Here is a 26,781-nt window from a genome sequence, read left to right on the forward strand (position 1 = left end):
GAACCTGGTTCAGACACCCCACTGAGCGATAACTTCTCGCAATCGTACAGCTATGGTTGCCGCCGGACCCGGTTCGATCATCTGGTTGTGTTCGCAATCGACTTCGGTGACTCGGATGTCCCCTTCTACAAACCTTCGCCATTCGGCGACATCGTGTCCGTTCTCCGTAGATCTTCCGGCTACGAAGAACTCGATGGCTCCAACGTGGACAGGCGGTTGGTGCCGATTCGTCAATTCGACGGAGTGGGAGTAACCGCGACTGATCCGCGCCAGATGCTCCGCTTCGATTCCGATTCCGGCACCCAGGGTCTGCTCCAGCAATTCCGCCGCTTCTTCGAAGGTCTCGACCGTCTTGGATCCCGCCGGCATCGCGAGCCCGGCCAGTAGTTCGGAGACCGAGAGTTCTGCGGGCTGATCGGAATCCGACGACGGATAGCTGTCGAGTATCGACAGAGTCACGTCACGTCCGCTCCGAGTGAGGCTGTGTGCCACGGCGTGTGCGATCACGCCGCCGAGCGACCAGCCGGCCAGATGGATCGGGCCGGTCGATGCCACGGCTGCAATGCGATTCGCGTAGTCGTCGGCGAGTTCGGTCAGCGAGTCGAAGCTGGGCCCGCCGCTCAGGGACGGTAGCTGAAGACCGTAGACGGGTTGATCCAGCTCGAGATGCTTGACGAATTCTGCGTAACCCCAGGACAATCCGATACCCGGATGGACGAAGAACAGTGGTGCACGATCGGATCCGGCGCGCAGCGTGATCATCGGGGCGAGAAGATCCGACGAATCGTCCGGCGAGTGTGCGTCCATTCCGTCGGCAGCCCGGGCGACTCCGGCAGGTGTCGGATCCAGGAAAAGCGATTGCAACGGCACTCGCATCCCGAGACGCTTCTCGAGTTCGATGGTGATGCGAGTGGCCACGATCGACGTTCCGCCCAGTTCGAAGAAGTCGTCGTCGACGCCGATGTGCTCGTGCCCGAGCACGGTCTCGAAGATGTCGACGACCGTTCGTTCGGTGTTGTTTGTCGGCGGTGCGTACGGGACCGTGCGTCGCTCGAAGCTCGGGGTCGGCAGTGCCTTGCGGTCCAGCTTGCCGACCGGTGTCACCGGAATGCGGTCGACGACGACGATCGCGCCGGGAACCATGTGCGCGGGCAGGCGAGAAGACAGATGGCGGCGAAGCTCCCAGTCGTCGACGGTCTGTCCTTCCACGGGCTGGATGTAGGAGGCGATCATCGTCTCCCCCGACGGCGCTTCGTGCCCGAGTGTGGCGGCGAAGTAGACGGATGGGTGTGCCATCAGGACAGAGTCGATTTCGCCGAGCTCGATGCGGAATCCGCGGACTTTGATCTGGAAGTCGCTGCGGCCCAGGTATTCGAGGGTGCTGTCGGAGCGCCAGCGCACCAGGTCGCCCGTGCGGTACATCCGCTGGCCTGGTTCGCCGAACGGATCGGCGACAAATCGGTCGGCGGTGAGGTCGGGACGATTGTGGTATCCCCGGGCGAGTCCGGGGCCGGTCACGTACAGCTCCCCGATGACTCCCACGGGCACGGGCTTGAGGTGCCCGTCGAGGACCAGTCCGGCAAAGCCGATGGCCGGTCGTCCGATGTTGATGTCCTTGCCCGGCCGCATGGGTTCACTGACGCTGGCCTGGATGGTGGATTCGGTGGGTCCGTATCCGTTGAACATGCGACGGTCGCGGCCCCAGATGTCCACGAGTTCGGGTGGGCAGGCCTCGCCACCGACTGCGAGTACGCGGAGTTCGGGTAGCGCGGAGCTTTCGATCGAGCTGAGCGCGGTCGGAGTGATGAACGCGTGTGAGACGTGTTCGTCGGCAAAGATTTCGGCCAACTCGGATCCGCCGAAGACCGTCGGTGGGATGACGACCAGGCACGCTCCGCTGCCGAACGCCATCATGAGTTCGAAGACCGAGGCGTCGAAGCTCGGTGATGCCAGGTGAGAGATCCGCGAATAGGGCTGGACGTTGAATCTCTGATGTTCCTCGGCGTTGAGGTTTGACAACCCGAGGTGGGTGACGATGACGCCCTTCGGCTTCCCGGTTGAACCCGAGGTGTAGATCAGGTACGCGGGATGCCCGTGATGCAAGGGGATCGTGCGGTCGCGATCGGTGATCGCGGCTGCGCTCTGGGCGTCGATCTCGTCGACGGTCTCGGCTTCATCGAGGACCATCCACTCGACCGTGTCGGGAAGTTGACTGCGGTGAGCGTCGTCGGTGATGCCGAGTACGGCCCGCGAATCGTCGAGCATGTGGTTGATGCGATCGTCGGGATAGTTCGGGTCGACCGGCAAGAATGCTGCACCGGTTTTCGTGACCGCCCAGATCGCGACGATCTCCGCGGTGGACCGCGGCAGACCCAGCGCCACAAAATCTTCGGGACCGACGCCGCGCCGACACAGCGCGCGCGCCAGCTTCGTCGATTCCTCGTCGAGCTCGCGGTAGGTCATCGACCTCTCGCGACTCGAGAGGGCTGGGGCATCCGGGTTCGAGGCGACTGCTTCGGCGAGGATCTCCGGCCACACCCGCGCTCGAGTCGCGGCGGCACCGGATGCCGGCACCAGGGCAGCTGTTTCATCGGCGCCGAGGATGCCGATGTCGGCGATACGTGTTGCGGGGTCGCGTCCGACAGCGTCCAGGATCAGGCGCAGTCGGTCGGCAAACCGACGAATGGTGGCGGGTTCGAAGAGATCGGTTGCGAAGTCGAAGGCTGCGGACATCCCAGCCGGGATGCCGAACTCGTCGAACTTCTCGTCGACGATCAGCTCCAGGTCCTCCTTCGCGAATTTGGTTTCCACGGTCAGTCCGTCGATGTCGAGGCCGGGTAGGTGGAAATGTGCGGGTTCATTGTTCTGAAGTTCGAGGGCGACCTGGAACAACGGTGAGTACGACGTGGATCTGGTTGGGTTGATGACGTCGACGAGCCGTTCGAATGGCAGGTCCGAGTTCTGGAATGCGGCCAGGTCGATTTCCCGGACGTGCTCCAACAGGTCGGCAAACGTGATGTCGGGATCGACGCTGGTTCGCAGGACCAGTGTGTTGACGAACATTCCGACGAGATGGTCGAGCGCTGCCTGACCTCGGCCGGCGATCGGTGTGCCGATGGTGACTTCGTCGGCGCCCGACAACTTGGACATCAGCACTGCGAGCGCGCCGTGCAGCGCCATGAACATCGTGACACCGTTTGCCCTGGTGAGGTCCGCGAGGGCGCGGTGGGTGTTCGCGTCGATGTCGAAGGTGAATCGGTCACCGTGGAAGGTCTGTTGCACGGGTCGCGGGTGGTCGGCGGGCAGTGCGATGACGTCGTCGAGTCCGGCGAGTTGCTCACTCCAGTAGTGCAATTGGCGACTGATGACGGATTCCGGGTCGTCTTCCGATCCGAGGACGCGATGCTGCCACAACGTGAAGTCTGCGTACTGCACCTCGAGCGGCGTCCACGTGGGCTCGGTCCCTGCCGTACGCGCCAGGTAGGCCGTCATCACGTCGCGTGCGAGCGGCGCCATCGACGATCCGTCGGCACAGATGTGATGGACCACGACAAACAGAATGTGAACGGGTTCAGCGGTGTCGAGTCGGAACAGTGCCACGCGCAGCGGCAGGTCCACCGACACGTCGAAGCCGGTCGTGGCGAGTCGTTGCATGCGCTCCGCGAGCTCGTCCTCCCCCAACGTCATTTCACGGACCTGCGGTACTGCCTCGTCGACGGTGAGCACTTGCTGAATCGGATCGCCGCCGACGGCGGGGAACACCGTCCGCAGTGTTTCGTGCCGCTCGACGACGTCGGCGATGGCCTGTTGCATGGCCGTGACGTCGAGGTCACCGGTAAGGCGAACAGCTAGTGGGATGTTGTACGCGGCTGAGCGTGTGTCGAATTGGTTCAGGAACCACATGCGCTTCTGCGCCAACGAGAGCGGGACGCTGCCACTGCGCTCCATGGGAGTGAGCGGCACAGTGCCGACGGCAGTGACAGCGCTGGAGAGCCGTTCGGCGAGCTGAGCCGTCGTCGGTGCCTCGAACAGCACGCGCACCCCGACGTCGATGTTCAGTGCGGAGTTGAGCCGCGAGACCACGCGAGTGGCGATCAGCGAGTTGCCGCCGAGCTCGAAGAAATTGTCGTCGACGCCGACCCGTTCGACGCCGAGTACGTCGATGAACGCATCGGCGATCCGACGTTCGAGGCTGGTGCCGGGCGCCCGGAATTCCACACCGGTTCCGGTGAACTCCGGCGTCGGCAACGCTTTTCGATCGAGCTTGCCGACCGCGGTGCGCGGTAGCTCGTCGACGATCATGATGCTGGCCGGAACCATGTGCGAGGGAACACGTCCGGCGAGGTGCGCGGTGATCTCTGCCCCGGTCAGCGTCGATCCTTCCTCGACGGTGAGGTAGGACGCGAGAACTGTGGCGCCGGCCGGTCCGTCGACGCCGAGTGTCACGCAATTCGTGACACTCGCCATTGCGGTGATCTGGGCGTCGACCTCGCCGAGCTCGATGCGGAATCCGCGAATCTTGACCTGGAAGTCGCTGCGCCCGACGTATTCGATGGTGTGATCGCTTCGCCAGGAGACGATGTCGCCCGTGCGGTACATCCGGTCGCCTGGCTTGCCGAAGGGGTCGGCGACAAATCGCTCGCTGGTCAGGCCGGGACGCCGGTGGTATCCGCGAGCCAGGCCGATGCCGGCGATGTACAGCTCACCGGGAGCTCCGACGGGTACAGGTTGCAGGCGCGAATCGAGGATCATCTCGTGCACGCCGCGGATCGGTCCACCGATCGTGATGGGTGCGCCCACTGTCATGGGTTCGCTGATGTCTGCCATGACGGTTGTCTCGGTCGGGCCGTAGGCGTTGACGAATTCTCGTCCGGGAGCCCAGAGGCCGACGAGATGCGGCGGTAGTGTCTCTCCCCCGACGACGACGTGCCGGAACTCGTCCAGGCCGGCCGGGTCGACGGTGGCGAGTGCTGCCGTGGTGACGAACGCGTGAGTGACGTGTTCGCGGCGGATGAGACTTGCCAGTTCGGCGCCGCCGTAGATGTCGGTCGGGACGATCACCATGGTTGCTCCGACACCGAATGCCTGCAGGTACTCGAAGACGGCTCCGTCGAAGCTGGGGGTGGCGAAGTGCAGGGTTCGAGAGTGGTGATCTGCGTGGAATCGACGCTGCTGGTCGAGTGCGAAGCTGTCGAGTCCGGTGTGGGTGACGACAACTCCCTTGGGTCGGCCGGTGGATCCCGAGGTGTAGACCACGTAGGCGGCGTTGTCCATGACCACCGGTGCACGCCGTTCGTCCTGGGTGATCGGCAGCGTGCAACTGGTGGCGACGTCGTCGTCGAATGCCTCTTCTCCGAGCACCAACCAGGACACGATGGGTGGAAGTGTGTCGATGGCGTCGACGACGGTCAACCCGAACAACACCTCGGAGTCGCTGAGCATGTGTTCGATTCGGTCAGCCGGATAGGTGGGGTCGACGGGGACGAACGCTGCGCCGGTCTTGGCCACCGCCCACACCGCGAGTACGGATTCGACGGACCTTTCGATGCCGATGGCAACCGACGTCTCGGGCCCGGCGCCGCGGCGAATCATGGCTCTGGCCAACTGGTTCGAGCGCCGGTCCAGTTCGGCGTAGGTCATGGAACGGCTGCCGGCCGAGAGCGCGATGCGGTCGGGATAGGTGGCAGAGACGTCGGCGAGAATCTCTGGGAGCGTTCGCGCGGAGCGCCCCGGGGAGCCGAAGACCGGCGCAAGATCACGGCTCTCGAACTCCGTGAGAACCTGCAGACGGGCCAGCGGCTGATCCGGTGCCGAGGCGAGTTGCCCGAGGACGATGCCCACGCGCTCGGTGATCTTGGCGACTTCGCGGGCGGAGAAGTGCGTCGGCAAGTACTCCATCTTCAGATTCAGCGTGTCACTTTCGGACGCCACCACGGCAATCGGATAGTGCGCCGAGTCGCGTCCGTCGATGCCGAGAACGTGCATTCCCGCGATGTCGGTTTCGGCGGTCAGGGCTGCCTCGTCGACGGGATACGACTCGAATACCGTCAGGGTGTCGAAGGAACCGGCGGCGCCGACTGCTCCGGCGATGTCCGACAGTCCGATGTGGTGGTGGTCGAGCAATGACGCTTGCTCGGATTGGACGCGAATGGCCAGTTCGGCGAGGGTTTCTCGGGCGTCGAGGCGGACTCGGACAGGCACCGTGTTGATGAACAGGCCGACTATCGATTCCACGCCGGGCACCTGTGGTGGGCGTCCTGAGACCGTTCCGCCGAAGACGACGTCGTCGCGTCCGAGAAGTTCGGCGAGCACGATTCCCCATGCCACCTGTACCAGGGTCGCCATTGTCAGGCCGCGGCTTCGCGCGAACGCTCGAAGAGTCTCGGTTCGTTCTGTCGGCAGCGAGTACGAGTGGATTTCACTTGCCACGGTTTCGGCGGCGGTGTCTGCCCTCGAGAGGTGGGTGGACGTGTCGACGCCCCGTAGCGCTTCGCGCCACGCCCGTAGCGAAGTCTCGGGTTCTTGCTTCGAGATCCAGGAGAGATAGTCGCGATACGACTGAACTCGGGGCAGAATCTCGGGGTCACCGTCGGTTGCGTAGAGAGTGAGCAGGTCTCGAAGCAACAGCGGGGTGGACCAGCCATCGAGCAGGATGTGGTGGTTCGTCACGACGAGGCGTGCTGTGTCCGGTCCGATTCGCACGAGCATGAAGCGGATCAACGGGGCTGTTTCCATGTAGAAACGATGAGCGCGATCGCGTTCGAGCAGCTGACCGAACGCGACTTCACTGTCTTCGGCCCCGGACAGGTCGATCTCGGCCCAGCCGATGTCGACACCGGAACGGATCACCTGCAGTGCCCGCCCTCCCGGTGCGGAGACAAATCCCGCGCGCAGGCTCGGATGACGATCAACCAAGGCCTGCGCGGCGCGGCGCAGGCGCGGCGCCTCCACCCGACCCCCGAGCTCGAGGGTCAGTTGCACCATGTACGGGTCGATTTCGGTTTCGTCGAACTGGGCGTGGAAGAGCATGCCCGACTGCAGAGGTGACAGTGACCAGATGTCGGTCAGGTCGGGGAATCTGCGCTCGAGCTGTTCGATGCTCTGTTGATCCGCGGTGACGAGATCGAGATCGGTGGGCGTGAGCTCGCGCTCGGAGTGTTCCTCCACGTATTCACTCAGTGCGCCCAGTGCTCGGGCCCAGAGCTCCGCCAGTTCGGTGACTTCGGCCTCGCTGAGAATGCCGCGGGGGAAGGACCACGTAGCGCGCAGAATCGGACCGTGTGCGGTATCGGTCGTGACGGCGTTGATGTCGAGCACCGACGCGGCGGCCAATTCGCCGCTGTGCGCTTCGTCGAGGGTCACTTCCGAGATCGGCAGCCACGGCACTTCGCCGTGCTCGGGATCCGAGCCGGCAAATCGTCCGAGGTAGTTGAACGAGATCTGCGGCGTGGGCAGCTCACGAAGTTCCTCGTTTCGATCGAGGTACTTCAGGATGCCGAACCCGATTCCGTTGTCGGGCAGGCCGAGCAGCGTTTCCTTGACGAGTTTCACGGCGGAGGCGGCGGTTGATCCCCCGGCCAGTGCATCGACGACATCGAGTCCGGTGAGATCGATCCGGACGGGGAACAAGGTGGTGAACCAACCGACCGTGCGCGAGAGGTCGGCGCCCGGTACGGCGTTCTCCTCCCGGCCGTGCCCTTCGAGGTTGACGAGCACGTCCCCGCTGCGCTGTCCGCGCGATCGACGCCAGGCGGTAACGGCAATCGCGAGAGCAGCGAGCAGCCCGTCGTTCACCGAGCCTCCGAAATGCTGAGGCACCGTCGAGATGACGTTCTCGGTCACGGAGGTCGGAACGTCGACGCTGACTCGGTCGACGGTGGCTCCGACATCGACGGCTGGGTCGAGCCCGCGTGCCCCGAGCAATGGCTCGTCGGTCCGCATTCTCGACCACAGGTCGATCTCGTCGCGTCGCAGCGCAGCGGTCTCGGCGAGCGCTGTCGCCCAGCGACGTATCGACGTTCCGCCCGGCTGAAGTATGGGTGTTTCTCCGTCGAACGCCGAGGCATAAGCAGTGACCAGGCCCGGGACGAGCATGCGCCAGGACACACCGTCGACCGCGAGGTGATGAAGGACCAGGAGCAACCGTCCGGCTTCGGCCCGGTTGCCGTTCGAGCTGACGGGATCCAACCAGACTGCGCTGATCATCTTCCCGTGTTCGGGATCGAGGCGGCCGGATGCGTCCTGCATCGCGGTTTCCGCAGCGGCGACGAATTCTTCGCCGCTGGTGGACACGATGGAGGTTCGGCGCAGGATGTCGGGGGCGGTGATGCTCCCTGGCTCGCGGATCTCGAGTTGGTGAGTCGCGGCGTCCAGGCGCGCCCGCAGCACGTCGTGACGATCGAGGATCGTTTGCAATGCTCGTTCCAGCGCGGGGCCGGAGACATCCGCGGGCAGTGCGATCAGCGCGCTCTGGCTGTAACTGCGGATCGTGCTCAGGTCACCGCGACTGCGTTCGACGAGCCACTCCATGATCGGCGTGAGCGGTAGCGGGCCGGCTCCCCCGCCGGGTAGCTCCGTGAGAACCGGTGCCGTTTCCGATGATTCGATGAGGAGCACTTTGGTGAGGCCGGCCACGGTCTTCGCTTCGAAGACGTCCCGCGGAGTGAAGACGAGGCCTGCGGACTTCGCCCGTGAGACGAGTTGGATCGACATGATCGAATCGCCGCCGAGACCGAAGAAGGAATCGTCTACTCCGATACTGCCCCGACCCAGCACCTCCGCGAAGAGGTCCGCGAGGACCGCTTCGGTAGCGGTGGCCGGCGCCCGCGTCGCCTCGGTTGTTCCCGTGACGGTGAAGTCCGGAGCCGGGAGGCTGCGTCGGTCGAGCTTTCCGTTGACCGTCAGTGGAAGCGATTCGAGGACGACGATCGCGGTGGGCACCATGTACTCCGCGAGTTCGGCGGCGACGAAGTCGGTCACCGTCGCTGAATCGACGGTACTGCCTGTTTCGGCGACCACGTACCCGACGATCCGCGGTGACGCTCCCTCTGTCCGAACAAGTGCTACCGAGGCCGCGACGCCGGGGCAGCGGAGCATTGCGGCTTCGATCTCTCCGAGTTCGATGCGGAAACCACGCACCTTCACCTGGAAATCACTGCGGCCCACGTACTCCAACTGCCCCGCGTCGTTCCACCTCGCCAGGTCCCCGCTCCGATACATTCGATCCCCCGAACTACCGAATGGATCGGGAAGGAACCGCACCGAAGTCAATGCGGGTTTCCCGAGGTATCCCCGAGTCACCTGATCACCGGCGACGTACATTTCGCCGACGACACCTGGTGGTACCAAGTTCAGTCGCCGATCGAGTACGTAGACGGACAATCCCGGTACTGCTCGCCCGATGATGCTCGCCGACGCGTGCTCGCTGTCGTTGCGGTCGAGTGCGATTCGACTGACGTGCACTGTCGTCTCGGTGATCCCGTACATGTTGACCAACGTCGGGGCCGTGTCGGGCCGCCTGTCGTACCACTTGCGCAACTGCCCGAGGTCGAGCGCTTCGCCACCGAAGACGACGTAACGCAGTGCAAGGTCGGGACCCGTGCCGTTCGGTGAGTACGCACGGTCGGCTTCGGCGAGTTGGTAGAAGGCGGTGGGCGTTTGGTTCAGGACCGTCACTCGCTCACGGCGGAGCAGTTCGTGGAACATGTCCGGTGATCTGGTCGTGTAGTAGTCGACGACGACCAGCCGGCCCCCGTGTAGCAGCGGCCCCCACAGCTCCCAGACGGAGAAGTCGAATGCGTACGAGTGGAACATGGTCCACACGTCCGTGTCGTCGAACCCGAACGTCGGGGCGGTGTTGTCCATCAGAGTCAGGACGTTGCGGTGGCTGACCTGGACACCTTTGGGGCGCCCTGTGGATCCGGAGGTGTAGATGATGTACGCGACCGCGTCGGGCAGAAGTGGTGTCGTCCGGTCCGCGTCGGTGATGCGATGGGGCGCGGAGTGATCGAGGCGTACCGCGATCTCCGGCGATCCGAGTTCGACGATGTCGATGCCGGATTCGATGATCTCCGAAGGTAGGTCCCTTCGGAAGTCTCCGGTCGTGACCAGGCATACCGGCCGCGCGTCGTCGAAGAGGAACCGCATGCGCTCGGCCGGGTAGGTGATGTCGACCGGCAGGTATGCCGCTCCGGTTTTGATGACGGCGACGAGGGCGAGCACGAGATCGGTGGTTCTGGGCATTGCAACGGCAACCACGGATTCCGGACCGATACCGCGGCCGATCAGGAGTCGGGCCAGGCGGTTAGCGCGCCCGTCCAGTTCGGCGTACGTCATGGCGCCGTCGCTGTCGTTGACCGCGGTCGACGACGGATGTGCTGCAACAGCCTCGAAGAATCGGTCCGCGATGTTGTCCGCTGGAGCCGGTTCGGCGTGAGTGTTCCACTCGGTCAGCATCTGTCGACGCTCGTCGGCGCTCACGACGTCGATGTCACCGGTAGGAGTCGACGGCTCTCGCGAGACCGCCTCGAGGATGGTGAGCAGTCTGCGTGAGAACGAATCGATCAAGTCACCGTCGAACAGGTCTGTGGCGTAGATGAATTCGGCGTCGATTCCATCCGTTCCGCCATCCGCGTCGTAACGCTCGGTGACCGAGAGTTGCAGATCGAACTTGGCGACGGGTAGGTCGAACTCGACGCCCGAGACCGACAGCCCCGGCAATTCGAGTTGTGGGAGTGCATTGTTGCGGAACTCGATGAGGATCTGGAACAACGGAGTGTGCGAAGTCGAGCGTTCCGGGTCGAGTGCGTCGACCAACCTTTCGAAGGGCAAATCGGTGTGCTGGAACGCGCCGAGGTCGCCTTCGCGAACCTGGGCGAGGACGTCCTCGAACGACGCGTCGGGCGTGATCTGTGTTCGCAGCACGAGAGTGTTGACGAACATACCGACCAGGTGATCGAGTTCGGCCTCGCCGCGGCCGGCGACGGGTGTCCCGATGGCGATGTCCTCGGTACCGGCCAGGCGCGCCGCAAGTACCGCCAGTGCTGCGTGCATGAGCATGAACATGGTGGTGCCGTGCTCACGTGCCAGGTCGGTCAGCGCCCGATGGGTCTGCGGCGATACCGCGAACCGGTGGACCGAGCCGACCATGGACGGCTTTGCCGGACGTGGGAACGACGTCGGCAACGCGATCGGCTCGCCCAGTCCCGCGAGTCGGTCCTTCCAGTAATCGAGCTGACGGGTCAGAGCCGAGTCCGGATCTTCCTCGGAGCCGAGCACTTCGTGCTGCCACACAGCGAAGTCGCCGTACTGCACGGCCAGTTCCGACCAGTTCGGCGCACTGCCGGCACTGCGGGCCGCGTAAGCCGCTGCCACGTCCGCTGCGAGGGGGTTCATCGAGAACCCGTCGGCGACGATGTGGTGGACGACGATCACGAGTACGTGCCTGCGCTCGTCCCCGTCGACGCGCAGGACCGCGCAGCGGATCGGAACTTCGGCCGAGGCGTCGAAGCCTGCCGAGGCCAGCTCGAGGATTCGATCGGACACTCTGGCAGCAGTGACGATTTCCGGCTCCAGGATCGGCATGACCTCGTCGCTGGACATCACCTGCTGAACCGGCTGTCCGTCGATCGAGGGGAACTTCGTCCGCAAGCTCTCGTGGCGCCCCAGTACGTCCGCTACCGCGGCCTGCAATGCGGCGAAGTCCAGATCGCCGTCGAGGCGCACTGCCAGGGGAACGTTGTAGGCGGGGGACGTCACGTCGAACTGGTTGAGGAACCACATCCGCTTCTGTGCCAGTGACACGGGCAGTGGGTCCGGGCGGGATCGCCGAGTCAACGGTGGTCTGGGGTTCTCGCCGCGGCCGACGCTCTCCGCCAGACGAGACAGCTGCCGAACTGTCGGAGACTCGAACAATCCTCGAACGCCGATGTCGGTGCCGAGAAGTGCGTTGACGCGGGCGATGACGCGGGTCGCGGTCAGTGAGTTTCCGCCGACGTCGAAGAAGTGAGTGTCGATACCGATCGGAGACACTCCGAGCACGTCCTCGAAAACGCCCACCACCAGCCGTTCCAACTCGGTGGCCGGTGCAGTGAGTGTCTCGGCATCGGTGTCGAAACGAGGCGCCGGAAGAGCAGCCCGATCGACCTTGCCGACGCCGGTCAGCGGTAGTTCGTCGAGCACGACGACGCTTGCGGGCACCATGTGTGCCGGCAGTAGCTCCCGTGCCGCCGCCCGGATGTCCTCGGCGCTCACCCGGCGTTCGTCGTCGCAGACGACATATGCCGCCAAGGCCTGCTCGTCGGAGGGTCCGCGCACCGCCAACGTGACCGCGTACTCCACGCCGGGCAGCTGACCCAACGCCGTGTCGACCTCGCCGAGTTCGATACGGAAGCCGCGGATCTTGACCTGGAAGTCGCTGCGTCCGAGGTACTCGATGGTGCGGTCGCTGCGCCAGCGCACCACGTCGCCCGTGCGGTACATCCGCTCCCCCGGCTCGCCGTACGGGTTGGCGACAAATCGTTCGCTCGTCAGTGGTGAGCGCCCGTGATAGCCGCGCGCGAGTCCGACTCCGGCGACATACAGTTCGCCGGGAACTCCGACGGACACCGGTTGAAGTCTGCGATCGAGGACGACCTCGCTGAATCCGCGGTTCGGCGGTCCGAGATAGACCTTCTCGCCGGCCGGGATGGGGTCGCTGAGGTTGCAGGAGATGGTGGTTTCGGTGGGTCCGTAGACGTTGACGAACGATCTTCCCGGCGCCCAGGTGCGCACCAGGTCCGCCGAGGGCGCCTCGCCGCCCACCGTGATGGTGGTCAGTTCGTCGATTCCCTCGGGATCCACCGACGTCAGCGCTGCAGGCGTGATGAACGCGTGGGTGACATGTCCCTCGCGGAGAACGTCGGCCAGTTCGGTTCCTCCGTAGACGGTGGTGGGAGCTACGACCAGTTCGCCGCCGACGGCGAAGGCGAGCAGGTACTCGAGAACGGAGGCGTCGAAGCTCGGAGAGGCGAAATGCAGTGCGCGTGAATTCTCGGTGAGACCGTAGCGATGACGCTGTTCGTCGGCGAAGTTCTCGAGACCGGTGTGCGTGACGACGACGCCCTTGGGTCGGCCGGTCGAGCCCGAGGTGTAGATGAGGTAGGCAGTGTTCTCCAACCGCGGGGTTCCTCGACGCTCGTCCTCGCGTAGCGGTGCCGCGGATACTCCGGAGAGCCGAGCGATGCTCGTCGGGTCGTCGAGTTCGAGCCACTTCGTCACACCGCCGTCGCCGGGTCTGTGGGCAGCCGTGGTCAATCCGAGCGAGGATGCCGAGTCCTCGAGCATGAACGAGATCCGGTCACTCGGGTAGCGAGGATCGATCGGCACGAAGGCGGCGCCGGTCTTGGTGATCGCCCAGACCGCTGCGACGGATTCGAAGGACCGTTCCACACAGATCGCCAACCGTGAGTCCGGGCCGGCGCCTTCCGAGATGAGCACGCGCGCCCACTGGTTCGACGCCTCGTCCAGCTCTCGATAGGTCATCTTTCTCTCACCACAGGACAGTGCGACCCGTTCGGGGAATCTGCTCGCGGTGTCCGAAAAGATGCGATCGAGTGTCCTGACCGAGCGGCCCTGCCGGCCGCGCGCGGGAACCAATTGCTGCACTTGCGAATCCGGCATCAGGCGCAGTTTCGCCAGCGGGAGATCCGGTTGCGCGGTGATCAGCTCGAGGGTGCGGAGCAGCCGGTCGGCGATCGCGTCGATGTCGTGATCGCCCAGGACTCCCGGGAAATACTCGAATTTGAGCCGCAGTCGCCCGTCTGCCGCAGAGGCGACGATCGCGAGTGGATAGTGCGCGGCATCCTCGGCGTCGTGGACGTCGAGAACGTGCATTCCGGCTATGTCGGTGCCGGAGGAGAGTTCGCCGCGGTCGACGGGATACGACTCGAACACAGTCAGCGTGTCGAACGATGCAGCGGACCCCACAGCCGAAGTGATGTGCGAAAGCCCGACATGATGGTGATCGGACAACCGCGCCTGTTCCGCTTGGACGCGAACGCACAGCGCCGCCAGGGACTCTCTTGGATCGAGGCGAACTCGGACGGGGACGGTGTTGATGAACAAACCCACCATCGACTCGACGCCGGACACCTGGGGTGGTCGGCCGGAGACGGTTCCACCGAAGACGACGTCGTCGCGGCCGAGGAGTTCGGCGAGCACGATTCCCCAGGCCACCTGGATCAAGGAGGCTGTCGTCAGGCCACGGGAGCGGACGAATCCACGCAGAAGTTCCGTCTCACGTTCTCCGAGCGCTGTGGTCGTCGAGCGTGAGGTAGCGCCGTCCTCGTCGACGGCGTGAGTTCCGGTGAGCAGCGTCGGGTCGTCGAGTCCGCGGAGTGCTTCGCCCCAGGCTTCGATCGACACGCTGTCGTCGCGAGTGCTGATCCAGCTCAGATAGTCCCGGTAGGGGTGTACGCGTGGGATGGCACTGTGATCACTGTCTGTCGCGTAGAGCGTCAGTAGGTCGCGGACCAGCAGCGGCATCGACCATCCGTCGAGGAGGATGTGGTGGTTGGTCAGGATCAACCGATAAGCGTCGTCACCGGTTCGCAGAAGCAGGAACCGCAGCAGGGGCGGAGTGGCCATGTCGAAGCCGCGGACCCGATCCGCATGGAGAAGCTCGCGTATCTCGGTCGCCTGTTCGGTGGGGGCCAACGGAGAGATGTCGATCTCGGTCCACGGCACGTCAACGTCTGCGTTGATCACCTGCACCGATCGTCCACCGGTGTCGGTCGTGAACGCCGCGCGTAGGTTCTCGTGTCTGTCGAGCAGTGCCTGTGCGGCGCGGTGCAACCGGGACGCGTCGACGCCGTCGAGTTCGAGTGCGAGTTGGACGGTGTACGCGTCGACTGTGTGTTCGGCGTAGCGGGCGTGGAAGAGCAGTCCGGATTGCAGCGGTGAGAGGGACCAGACGTCGGTCAGTGTCGGGAACTCGCGCTCGAGGTGGTCGATGGACTCCTGGTCCAGTTCGATCAGATCGATGTCGGACGGGGTGAGTCCCCCGCGTTCGCTGTGTTCGGCATAGGTGGCCAGCGCGCGCAACGCCTGCACCCAGAGGTCGGCGATGGCGCGAGCATCGCGCTCTGCCAGCACGCCGGTGGGATAGGCGATAGTGGCACCGATGTGCGGTGCGCCCGAGATCTCGGTGGTGACGACGTTGACGTCCAGGACCGAACCCACTGGCATCTCGGACCGCGCTGCCGCTTCCAGATCGACGTCCCGGGCCAGTGCCCAGTCCCCCAGTGACTCTCCTGCTTCGGTGCCGGAGAAACGGCCCAGATAGTTGAACGAGATCTGCGGTTGGCGGAGGTCTTCGAGTTCCGCTCGACCCACCTCGTCGAGGTAACGCAGAACTCCGTAGCCGATGCCGCTGTCCGGAACACCCAAGAGTTCTTCCTTGACACGCTTGAGCACCACCGCTGCCTCTGGGGCGCTGCTCATCACTTCCGCGATGTCGATGCCGGCGAGGTCGATCCGCATCGGGAAGACGCTGGTGAACCAGCCGACCGTGTGCAGGACGTCCGCACCGGGCACCACGTGAGCTTCGCGTCCGTGGCCCTCCATCGAGATGAGTACGTTGTCGGTTCGTATGCCCTGTGCCTGCCTCCACTGCGTCAGTGCCAGTGCGAGAGCAGCAACGAGACCGTCGTTGACTGATCCACCGAAAAGCGCCGGAAGCGTGGTCAGGACTGTGTCGGACAGTTCGACGGGTACGTCGGCGACAACTCGGCCGACCGAATCGAACGTGTCGAGCCGCGGGTCCAGCGGCCGGGTTCCGATCAGCGGGTCGGCACCTTCGAGTATCGAACGCCACCGGGGCAATTCGACTCTTCGATCGGGCGCGATGTCGCGGAGCGCATGCGACCAACGACGAACCGACGTGCCCGAGTACGACGGCTCCGGTTCCTCGCCTGCATCGATGCGGTGGAAAGCCGACGCAAGTTCCGGCACGAGGACGCGCCAGGAGACACCGTCGACGGCGAGGTGGTGGATCACCAGGAGCAGCCGGCCGGTGTTGCGCACGCCGGACAACCAGACGACCCGCACCATCACGCCCCGGCCGGGGTCGAGTTCTCGACGCGCACCGCCCAGTGCGTCGACGATCGCCGCGTCGAACACCGCGGTGCCCGGCTCGGCCTCTACCTCGATCACCCGGCAAATATTCTCGGCTGCAACAGATCCCGGCTCGCCGACAACAAGCCTGCGCTCGCCGTCGAGCTCGAGGCGTGCGCGAAGGATGTCGTGACGATCGAGAACAACTTGAAGAGCCGCGGTCAACTGGTCCACACTGTGAAGCCCGTGCGGCGCGTTGAGAAGAGTCGCTTGGGAGAACGAATCGAGACCTCGGAGATCGGAGCCGAGCCGGTCGAGCCACCACTGAGCCACCGGCATCAACGGCACGAGGCCCACGCCGTCTCCGGGAAGTTCCTCGAGCACCTCGGGTTCGTCGTCCTTGGTCGATGCCAGCAAAACCGCAAGACCGGCGACCGATTTCACCTCGAAGACGTCACGCGGGGTGAAGACGAGCCCGGCATCGCGGGCACGGGCGACGAGCTGAATCGACATGATCGAATCGCCGCCCATCGAGAAGAACGAGTCGTCGACGCCCACCGATTCGACACCGAGGACATCGACGAACAAGGCGGCCAGCGTGCGTTCGGTATCGGATTCGGCGGCCCGCGAGCGTGCCTGGGTTGCTCGCAAGTCGGGAACCGGCAGGGCTCGGCGGTCGAGCTTTCCGTTGGCAGTCATCGGCAGTTCGTCGAGAACGACCACGACCGCAGGAACCATGTACGGGGCCAGAGCCGAGCCCGCGAACGCGATGACGGCCTCGGGATCCACAGTCTGAGCGTCGTTGGCAGGCACGACGTATCCGACGATCCGTGCGGCGCCTCCGTCACGTTCGAGCGTGGTCACCACGGAATGTGCAACGCCGGGATAGCGAGCCAGAACTGCCTCGATCTCGCCGAGTTCGATGCGGAATCCGCGAATCTTGACCTGGAAATCGCCTCGACCCTGGTACTCGAGTTCGCCGTTCTTGTTCCACCTGGCGAGGTCACCGGTTCGGTACATCCGTGTGCCCGCACTGCCCGCAGGATTGGGCACGAATCGTTCGGCGGTCGTGCCGGCGCGGTTTCGGTAACCGCGGGCGAGTCCGTCGCCGCTGACGTACAGCTCTCCCGTCACTCCGACCGGGACGCGGTGCAGGCGATTGTCGAGGACCCACGCGCTGATGCCTGTCGACGGGCGACCGATCGTCACTCGATCGGTCGGGGACATCGGCTCGGTGATGCTGGCGACGACCGTCGATTCGGTTGGTCCGTAGGCATTGATCATGATCCGGTGATCGCTGACCCAGGCGGCGACGAGGTCGGGTGGGCAGACGTCGCCGCCGGTTCCGATGCACACCAGCTCGTTCAGTCCGCTCGGATCGACCGTGGCCAGTGCGGCTGGTGTGATGAAGGCGTGCGTGACGTGCTGGTCGGCGATCAGACTCGTCAGTTCGGTTCCGCCGATGATGCTCGGTGGGGCGATGACCATCGTGGCCCCGGCACCAACAGCCATCAGGAGTTCGAGAATCGAGGCGTCGAAGCTCGGTGAGCTGAAATGCAGCGTGCGCGAGGTCGACTCGACGCGGAAGCGACTGCGTTCCTGCTCGGCGAGTGCCGAAAGCCCACGGTGAGTGACCATGACGCCTTTGGGGACGCCGGTGGAACCGGAGGTGTAGATGACATAGGCCGGGTTGTCCAGGGACACCGCAGCCAGCAGCTCCGAGGCATCTATCCGCTGATCACCGATCTGTTCGAGGGTTGCGAGTGTCTTTGCCTGATCGAGCAGAACGGCGTCTGCCTCGTCGGGGACGACACCCACATGCTCGGCGGTGGTGAGAACGACGCCCGCTCCCGAGTCGTTGATCATGTGGTGCACGCGGTCGACGGGATACGCCGGGTCGACGGGTACGAATGCAGCGCCGGACCGGGCAACCGCCCAGATCGCGACCACGGATTCCAGTGAGCGTGGTAATGCCAGGGCGACAACGGATTCCGGACCGACCCCGCGGCTGATCAACAGTCGTGCAAGCCGGTTGGCGCGGCGGTCCAGATCGGAGTAGGTCAGATGGCGGTCGCCGAAAATCAGTGCAGTCCTCTGCGGTTCGTCGACGTACTTCCGCTCGAGCAACGTCGAGAAGTGAACCTGCTCGGGAAGTTCCGGTGCGACGGCGCGAATCGTGTCGAGATCACTCACGAGATCGATGTCGCCGACCGGCGTGTGCGGTGATTCGGTGACAGCACCGAGAATCCGAACCAGGTATCGAGCGAAACCTTCGACGGTCGACTCGTCGAACAGGGCGCTGGCGTAGGTGAACCCGGCCTCGATTCCCGCCGGCCGGCCGTCGTCGTCGAAGGTCTCGGCAAGCGTGAGTTGCAGATCGAAATTCGAGACGGCGGATTCGAGTTCGAGGACCTCGACGTCCAAATCCGTCAGACGAACTGCTGGCCGAGTGGTGTTCTTGAACTCCAGCATCACCTGGAACAACGGTGAATGCGACGTCGACCGCTCCGGAGCCAGCGCATCGACGACGCGCTCGAAGGGGACGTCTGCGTGAGCGAAGGCGTCGAGGTCGGTGCTGCGAACTCTGGCCAACAGATCGGTGAACGAGGCGGCGGGGTCGACGTCGGCGCGCAGGACCAACGTGCCGACGAACATACCGACCATCGGATCCAGCAGGGCATTTCCGCGCCCGGCGATCGGTGAGCCGATCGTGATGTCTTCCATGCCGGACAATCTCGCCACGAGCACTGCGTATGCGGCGTGTACCGCCATGAACATACTGCTTCGGTGTTCGATCGCGGTTTCGCTCAGACGGCGGTGGATGCCGGCATCGATGTCGAATCGAACGACGCCGCCCGAGAGATCCTGCACACGCGGACGCGGTCGATCTGCGGGGAGCGCAAGAAGTTCGGGAACACTCGCCAGTTGACGTGTCCAGTACTCGAGCTGACCTGCAAGAGTGCTGTCCGCTTCGTCGATCCGACCGAGAGCCCTTTCCTGCCAGATGGCGAAGTCCGCGTACTGGACCGGAAGAGGAGACCAGTCGGGCGCCTCACCTCGATGCCTTGCCGAGTACGCGCTCATCACGTCGAACGCCAACGGTGCCATCGAGAATCCGTCGGCGCAGATGTGATGGACGACCACGGTCAGGACGTGATCTTCTTCGTCGACCTCGATCAATTCCGCCCTGATCGGTGGAGCCTGCGTGACGTCGAAGCCCCTCGAGGTGAGACGTTCGATCTCCCCGAGTACCGCTTCGGCGTTTGCGGCGACAACCGGCAGCGCGCCCAACGCTTCACCGGGTTCGACGATCACCTGCGCCGGCACTCCCTCGATCATGGGAAACAGCGTGCGCAGCGATTCGTGGCGAGTAAGCACGTCGGTGATCGCGCCCTCCAACACGGCAACGTCCAACCGGCCTCTCAGCCTGATCGCTATGGCGACGTTGTACGCCGCGGACGTGACGTCGAATTGATTGACGAACCACATGCGCTTTTGTGCCAGCGACAGCGGGATCGTCTGTGGCCGCGGCAATGCCTCGAGCGGAAGGACTGCCGGTCCCCCTCGTGCCGTGGCGCACTCGACCGCCAACTGCGCAACGGTCGGCGCGTCGAACAACTCTCTGATCGACAAGTTCAACGACAGCGAATCGTTCACGCGCGCCACAGCGCGTGCAGCGACGAGGCTGTTTCCGCCGATCTCGAAGAAGTTGTCGTGAACACCGACTGCCCCGGATTCCAGAAGCTCCTCGAAGATCGCCGCCAACTGCGCTTCGAGCGGTGTTCGCGGCGCCAGATACGTCTGCGAACTGTCGAAGCTGGGCGCGGGCAGAGCCTTCCGATCAAGCTTGCCGGTCGAACCGAGAGGGAACACGTCGAGGGCGATGACCACAGCGGGAACCATGTAGGCCGGAAGGAGACCTCTCAACTCGGTGCGTAGGCCGTCCGTGTCGATCGAAGTGCCGGTGTCGGCGATGACGTAGCCGACCAAACTGTCACCGACCACGTCGTCGTGATGGACGAGAGCAGCAGCTTGCGCGACACCGGGCAGCCTGAGCAATGCTGCTTCGACCTCGGCGAGTTCGATGCGCTGGCCGCGGATCTTGACCTGGAAATCGCGTCGACCGACATAGTCGAGCAGCCCGTCGGCGCGCCACCGGACGACATCACCGGTTCGGTACATCCGGGTGCCAGACGGGCCGTACGGGTCGGCCACGAACCTGTCGGCGGTGAGATCGCTGCGCCCGAGGTATCCACGCGCCAGTTGCACTCCCGCCAGATACAGCTCGCCGTGAACGCCGACCGGAACCGGATGCAGCCGCCCGTCGAGGACATAGAGCTGGGTGTTCCACACGGGCGCACCGATGGGAACGGTGACGGTCATGTCGGGGGTGAATTCGGCGGCGCTGACGTCGACGGCAGCCTCTGTGGGTCCGTACAGGTTGAACAGTCCCGCAGAACTCAGACGGGTGAACGCCTCCGCAGTGGTAGGCGCGAGGGCTTCACCGCTGCAGAACACCTGACGCAGGCTCGCACACTGCCCGGCAGTCGCGGCAGCGACGAATTCCGCGAGCATCGACGGAACGAAGTGCGCCGTCGTGACGCCTCTGTCGGCAATCAACGCCGACAGGTACCCGGGATCACGGTGCCCGTCCGGTTCCGCGATCACCAACTGCGCGCCGGTCTGCAGGGGCCAGAACAGTTCCCACACCGAGACGTCGAAGGTCACCGGGGTCTTGTGCAGCACCACGTCCGACGCGTGAAGGGGGTACGTGTCCTGCATCCACAGCAGGCGATTGACGATCGAACGGTGTGATACTGCAACACCTTTCGGTCGACCCGTCGATCCGGACGTGAAGATCACGTAAGCAGCATTGTCCGGGCGCAGGGGTCCGAGCCGATCAGCGTCGGTGATCGGCGCCGTCGTGGACACCTGACGATCGAGATCGACGTCCACGATCGGGACTCGCGCGGGAAGAGCGCCGTGGTCCTGGGGCCGGCTCAGCACGCAGATCGGTTCCGCGATATAGAAGACGTACGCGATGCGCTCGGCGGGATGATCGGGATCCACCGGGACGTATGCCGCACCGGCACGGATCACGGCGTGGACCGCGACGAGTAGTTCCGGTGACCGTCGAATCGACACCGCGACGCGCATGTCCGGGCCGACCCCGCGGGCGATGAGGGTTCTGGCAAGTTCACCGACCCTCGCGTCGAACTCCGCATAGGTCAGTGTCCGCTCGCCGTAGACCAGCGCGGCCCCCTCGGGTGTCCGGGCTGCCTGCTCCGCCACCAGGTCCGAGAGGGTGGTGATCGGTACGGCGTGTTCGGTGGCATTCCAACGCTCGAGGACCAGTTCCGCCTCGCCCGGAGCTGTGAGATCGACGTCGCCGACGACGGATTCCGGGTAGGCAGCTACCGCGTCGAGGAGCATCGTGAAGCGATCAGCGAGGCCGGACATGGTGTCCGAGTCGAAAAGCTGGCTGGCGTAGTTCAACTGGCCGTCGAGATGGTCGCCGCGGTCGGTGAGAATGACCTGAAGGTCGAACTTTGCCGCGCCCGTCGACAGTTCGTCGACCGTGACCTCGAGCTCGGGCAAAGTGACCTCGGTGGGAGCGGCGCCCTGCATCACCAGCATCACCTGGAACAGCGGCGCCTGGTTGTCTGCGAGGGATTCGACGAGTACGTCGTACGGCACTTCGGTGTGCTGCAAGGCCGCCACGTCGACGTCGCGGACGCGGGTGAGAACTTCACCGAAGGTGAGTCCCCCCTCGAGAACCGTCCTCAGCACCACCGTGTTGACGAACATTCCGACGACGTCGTCGAGAGCGCGCTCGCTCCGCCCGGCCACCGGAGTGCCGATCGTGATGTCGTTCGCTCCGGATTCTCGGCTGAGCAGGACGGCCAGCGCGGCGTGGATCACCATGAACACGCTGACGTCGCTGCGCGCCGCGATCTCGCCGACCCGGCGGTACGTCGCGGAGTCGATCCGGAAATCGAGATCGTCACCGCGGAGCGAGACACCCGCAGGGCGCGGATGATCCATCGGCAGTTCCGCGAGCTCACCGCGTTCGGTGAGCGTGTGCGACCAGAACCGCAACTGCTCGGCAAGAATCGAATCCGGGTCGGACGCTTCACCGAGCGCTCCGCGTTGCCACTCGCTGAAATCGCCGTACTGCACTTCGAGTGGCAGCCACGCCGGCACGCGTCCGCTCGCCCGCGAGGCGTACGCCACCATCACGTCACGAGCCAGCGGCGCCATCGACAGGCCGTCTGCTGCAATGTGGTGCACGACGAGGACCAAGGTGTGCTCGCGTTCGTTCACCTCGAGCAGAGTCGCGCGGATCGGCACCGATTCGCTGACGTCGAATCCCTCTCGCGCGAGCTCACTCGCCCGCGCCGAGGTCGCTGCGGCAGGCACCGTTTCCACCTCGAGATGATCGAACATCTCGTCCACACCGAGAACGTGCTGGACGGGGCCACGCGCACTCTCGGGGAAAACGGTCCGCAAGATCTCGTGTCGAACGATCACGTCCCGCAGCGCGGTGAACAGTGCATCGACGTCGAGATCGCCGGTCATCGAAACCGCGATCGGAATGTTGTACGCCGGCGAACTCGGATCGAGTTGATTGGTCAGCCACATTCGTTGCTGCGCCAGAGATACCGGTATCCGGTCAGGGCGATCGATACGCGTCAGTGCTGGGGCACGTGTGTTCCGCGAGTCCGCGAGGTCGGCACGTGCTGCCAGAGCGGAGACGGTCGGCGCCTCGAAGAGGTCGAGAACGCTCAGCGTCGTTCCGAGAGCTCCGTTGACCCGCGACACGACGCGGGTCGCGATCAACGAGTCACCGCCGAGGTCGAAGAAACTGTCGTCTGCTCCCGCCCGGGTGATACCGAGCAGATCGCAGAACACCGCCGAAATTCGCTTCTCGGTCGAGGTCTCGGGGGCACGGTATTCAGCCGACCCGCCCACAGAATCGATGTCCGGTAACGCTTTCCTGTCGATCTTTCCTGCCGGAGTCAACGGAATGGAGTCGAGGACGACGATCCGCGCCGGAACCATGTGGGCTGCCAACGAAGATCTCGCGTGGGCGACCAGCTCGGAGTTGTCGATGTGTGTGCCCACAGCCGCCGTGACGTACGCCGCCAACAGTGTTTCCCCACTCGGGCCCGCAACTCCGGCGGTGACTGCCTGTGCGACGCTCGGGTGGCGGCGCAGCACGTCGTCGATCTCGCCGAGCTCGACGCGGAAACCGCGGATCTTGATCTGGAAGTCGCTCCGGCCGAGGTACTCCAGCTCACCCTCGCCGTTCCACCGCGCGAGGTCACCCGTGCGGTACATGCGCTCTCCCGCAACACCGTTGGGGTCGGCAACAAATCGTTCGGCCGTAATCGTGGCACGCGCGTGGTACCCGCGCGCCAAACCGACACCGCTCACATAGAGCTCGCCGGCGACACCGATCGGCACCGGTTGAAGCCGCGAGTCCAGGAGGACGGTTGCGGCTCCGCGCATCGGCTTCCCGATGGTGACGGGAACATCGCTGCTCAGCGGTCCGGTCAGAGTGGCGACGACGGTGGTTTCGGTCGGTCCGTACGCGTTGAACATCGAGCGTCCGTGTGACCACTGATCCACCAGCGCGGGTGAGCATGCGTCGCCGCCGGTCACGACCACTCGTAGATCCGGTAGGCCGGCGGGATCGACTGTTGCCAGCGCGGCCGGGGTGACGAAAGCGTGGGTGACCCGTCCGATACGCATCACCTGTGCCAGTTCGTCGCCGCCGTACACGGTGGGCGGCGCGATCACCATCGTTGCCGCGCCCCCGAAGGCAAGGAGGAGTTCGAGGACCGAAGCGTCGAAGCTCGGCGAAGAGAAATGCAGGGTGCGGTCTCCAGGTTCGACTCCGAACCTGACTCGTTCTTCGGCGGCGAAGCTGCTCAGCCCGCGGTGACTGACCACGACGCCTTTGGGGACACCAGTGGAGCCGGACGTGTAGATGAGGTATGCCGGATCGTCGTAGCTCAGGCGCGTACGCCGCTCGGCGTCGTCGACCGGTGCATCGGAATGGTGCGAGGTGTCCAGTTCGTCGAGGAGCAGCCAATCCACCGAATCGGCGAGCCCGCCGTGGTGCTCCCCCACACTGATTCCGACTACAGCTCCCGAATCGGTGAGCATGTGCCGAATACGATCCTCGGGGTAGTGCGGATCGATCGGGAGGAAGGCACCGCCGGTCTTGGCCACCGCCCACGTCGCGGTCACCGATTCGAGAGACCTCGACAGCGCAAGGGCGACATAGGTGCCGGGGCCGACTCCCCTGTTGATCAGTTCACGGGCGAGTGTGTTCGACTCGGCGTCGAGATCCCGGTAGCTCACCTCACGATCACCGAAAACGAGCGCTGGGGCATCGGGGTTCACAGCCGAAGCCCGGCGGAGAATATCGGGGAGGGTCAACGGGGAGGACGCGGTCGCTCCCCGCGCCGGTACCAGGGACTCACGCTCGAAGTCGTCGAGGAGATCGAGGTCTCCGACCGGCGTTCGCGGGGCTGCTGCTGCGCCTGCAAGGATCCGCACCAGTCGCGAGAGGAAGGCTCGGACCGTGGATTCGGCGTAGTGCTGCGTGGAGTACGCAACCTCGAGGGCGCCGGTATCTGCGTGGACGTCGATCGCCACGTCGAGGCCGGCAATCGTGGTCTCCTGCGAGCCGTCGTTGAGGTGGACGTGCAACTCGGGCAGTGCGGGGACACCTGCCGCCGATCGAATCGACAACGTATCGCGTTCTCGAGCAAGAGAACTCACGAACTCGTCGAACGGCGCCGCCGGATCGACCTCGCAGCGCAGGGGCAAAGTTCCCCACTCGGTCCTCGTTCCGATCAGCACGTCCCGGCGCTCGGTCGATCTCGACAGCAACGAAGCAAATGCGGCATGGACAACGGCAAAGAGGGAGACGCCTTCCGTGCGCGCAAGTTCGGCGACCGCGGGATCGAGTGGGACGCTCAGCCGATTCGTACCGGTGGGCTCCGATTCGGCGTCGATTCGCTCGAGGCCCAGTGTCTCGAGGTCCAGTGTGGAGCCCTCGTCGGAGTCCCCCAGGTATCTCGCCCAGAACCGCTCGAGTTCCCTGCGCTGTGCACTGCGCGCCCCTACCTCGGCACTTGCCGGATGAATCCGGTTCATCGGCGTACCGGCCGGTGCTGCTGTCAGTTCTGCGACCAACTCGGTGAACGCCCGGTGGTGCTCGGCCAGTTCGTCGTGTCCGTAGCGATTGGGGTTTCCGCGAAAGTCGATCAACGTCTGCGCCGGATCGCCGCTCTGGTACACGTTGACCAGCAGATCCTCGACCGGACCCGACGTGACGATGTGATACTCACCGGTCAGTGGCCCGAGGGTTATCTCCTGCCGGAAGAGCATCACATTCATCATCGGGCCGGACAGACGCGCGTCGCCGACGGTCAGACCGGCATCACGCCGGATGTCCTCGAGGCTGCATCGCTGATGACGAAGCGCACCGAGAAGTTCGAGTTGCACGCGCCCGACCAGATCGTCGACACTTTCGTCCGGGTTTACGTGGATGTGTAGCGGCGCGACGTTGACCAGCATTCCGCCGGACCGCTGCAGCGGTGCCGTCGTCCTCGCGGAAACCGGCAGGTTGATCAGCACGTCGTCGTAGCCGGTACTGCGGGACAGGTAGCACGCCAGTGCCGAAATCAACACTGCGGCCGGAGTTGCACCGGAACGTGAATTCCACTCGTCCAAGGCAGCAAGGCTGTTCGCCGACATCGCGGCACTGACGAGTTCACTGCGTGCAGTCGGGGGTCCCTCACGGGTGGCCAACGTCGAACCGTGTTCGACGCCCGACACACGCTGGGCCCAGTACTCGCGGTCGGCTTCGAATCGGCTCGATTCGCGGTACTTCTGGTCGAGCTCGGACAGCGTCGTGACGTCGAGCGCCTTGTTCACCGCAGGCTCTCGACCTTCGACGGCTGCGGTGTAGATCGCCGCAATCCGATTGACGATCGTCATACCGCTGTATCCGTCGAGAGCGACGTGATGAATCCTGGTGTACCACAGGTAATCCCGATCACCAGTTTGAAGAATTGTCATCTCGACGAGACGATCGCGAGTCAGATCGAGCGTCGTCGCGTAATCGTTGTCCATCCACTCCGAGGCAGCCTGCCGAGGGTTCTCACGCTCGCGGAAGTCGAAGTAGTCGATGCCCGGGTCGATCGTGAAGTCCACGATCTGGCAGGGCTCCCCATCCGGGTACATCAACCGTAGAAACGGTGATTCGAACTCGTGGGCAGCCTCCACCGCGGCGCGACTGAGCAGTTGCATGTCCAAATCGCCGTGGAACTCGATGTACTGCGCGATGAAGTACGGGACCGTCGGGTGAATTTGCTGCGCAAACCACATGCTGCGCTGCACCGCTGACAGGGGGAACGCTCCTGCCGGCAGGCTTCGCGATCCGGTGAGCGGGTCGATCCTCTTGTCGGTATCCATCACGACCACCTCCACACAGCGTTGTGACGATCAGCGTTGCCACGATCAGCGCCGGGAAGTGTGGCTCGGGGAAAGAAGAGAAACATCGCACCGCCTCGATATCGAGTGGAAACCATGTGGCGATCCTGCGAGAGCGCAGCCGAAGGTCATCGACCTCGACGAAGGGTCGCTTCGAAGTCCGAACCTCCCCGAAGG

The 26,781-nt window shown here is 64.5% G+C and carries 1 protein-coding gene; it reads right to left on the reverse strand.

The genetic code is table 11. From position 1 onward, the window contains the following. Window positions 1–9: 9 nt before the first annotated feature. Window positions 10–26,586 carry a non-ribosomal peptide synthetase gene (locus A0W34_RS15015; protein WP_081558814.1) on the reverse strand — a complete coding sequence of 8,859 codons (26,577 nt, stop codon included), beginning with the start codon at window positions 26,584–26,586 and terminating at the stop codon, window positions 10–12. Window positions 26,587–26,781 lie beyond the last annotated feature (195 nt).

Origin of the sequence: Rhodococcus sp. BH4 (genome assembly GCF_002079265.1) — a bacterium.
Taxonomy (GTDB): Bacteria; Actinomycetota; Actinomycetes; order Mycobacteriales; family Mycobacteriaceae; genus Rhodococcus_F; species Rhodococcus_F qingshengii.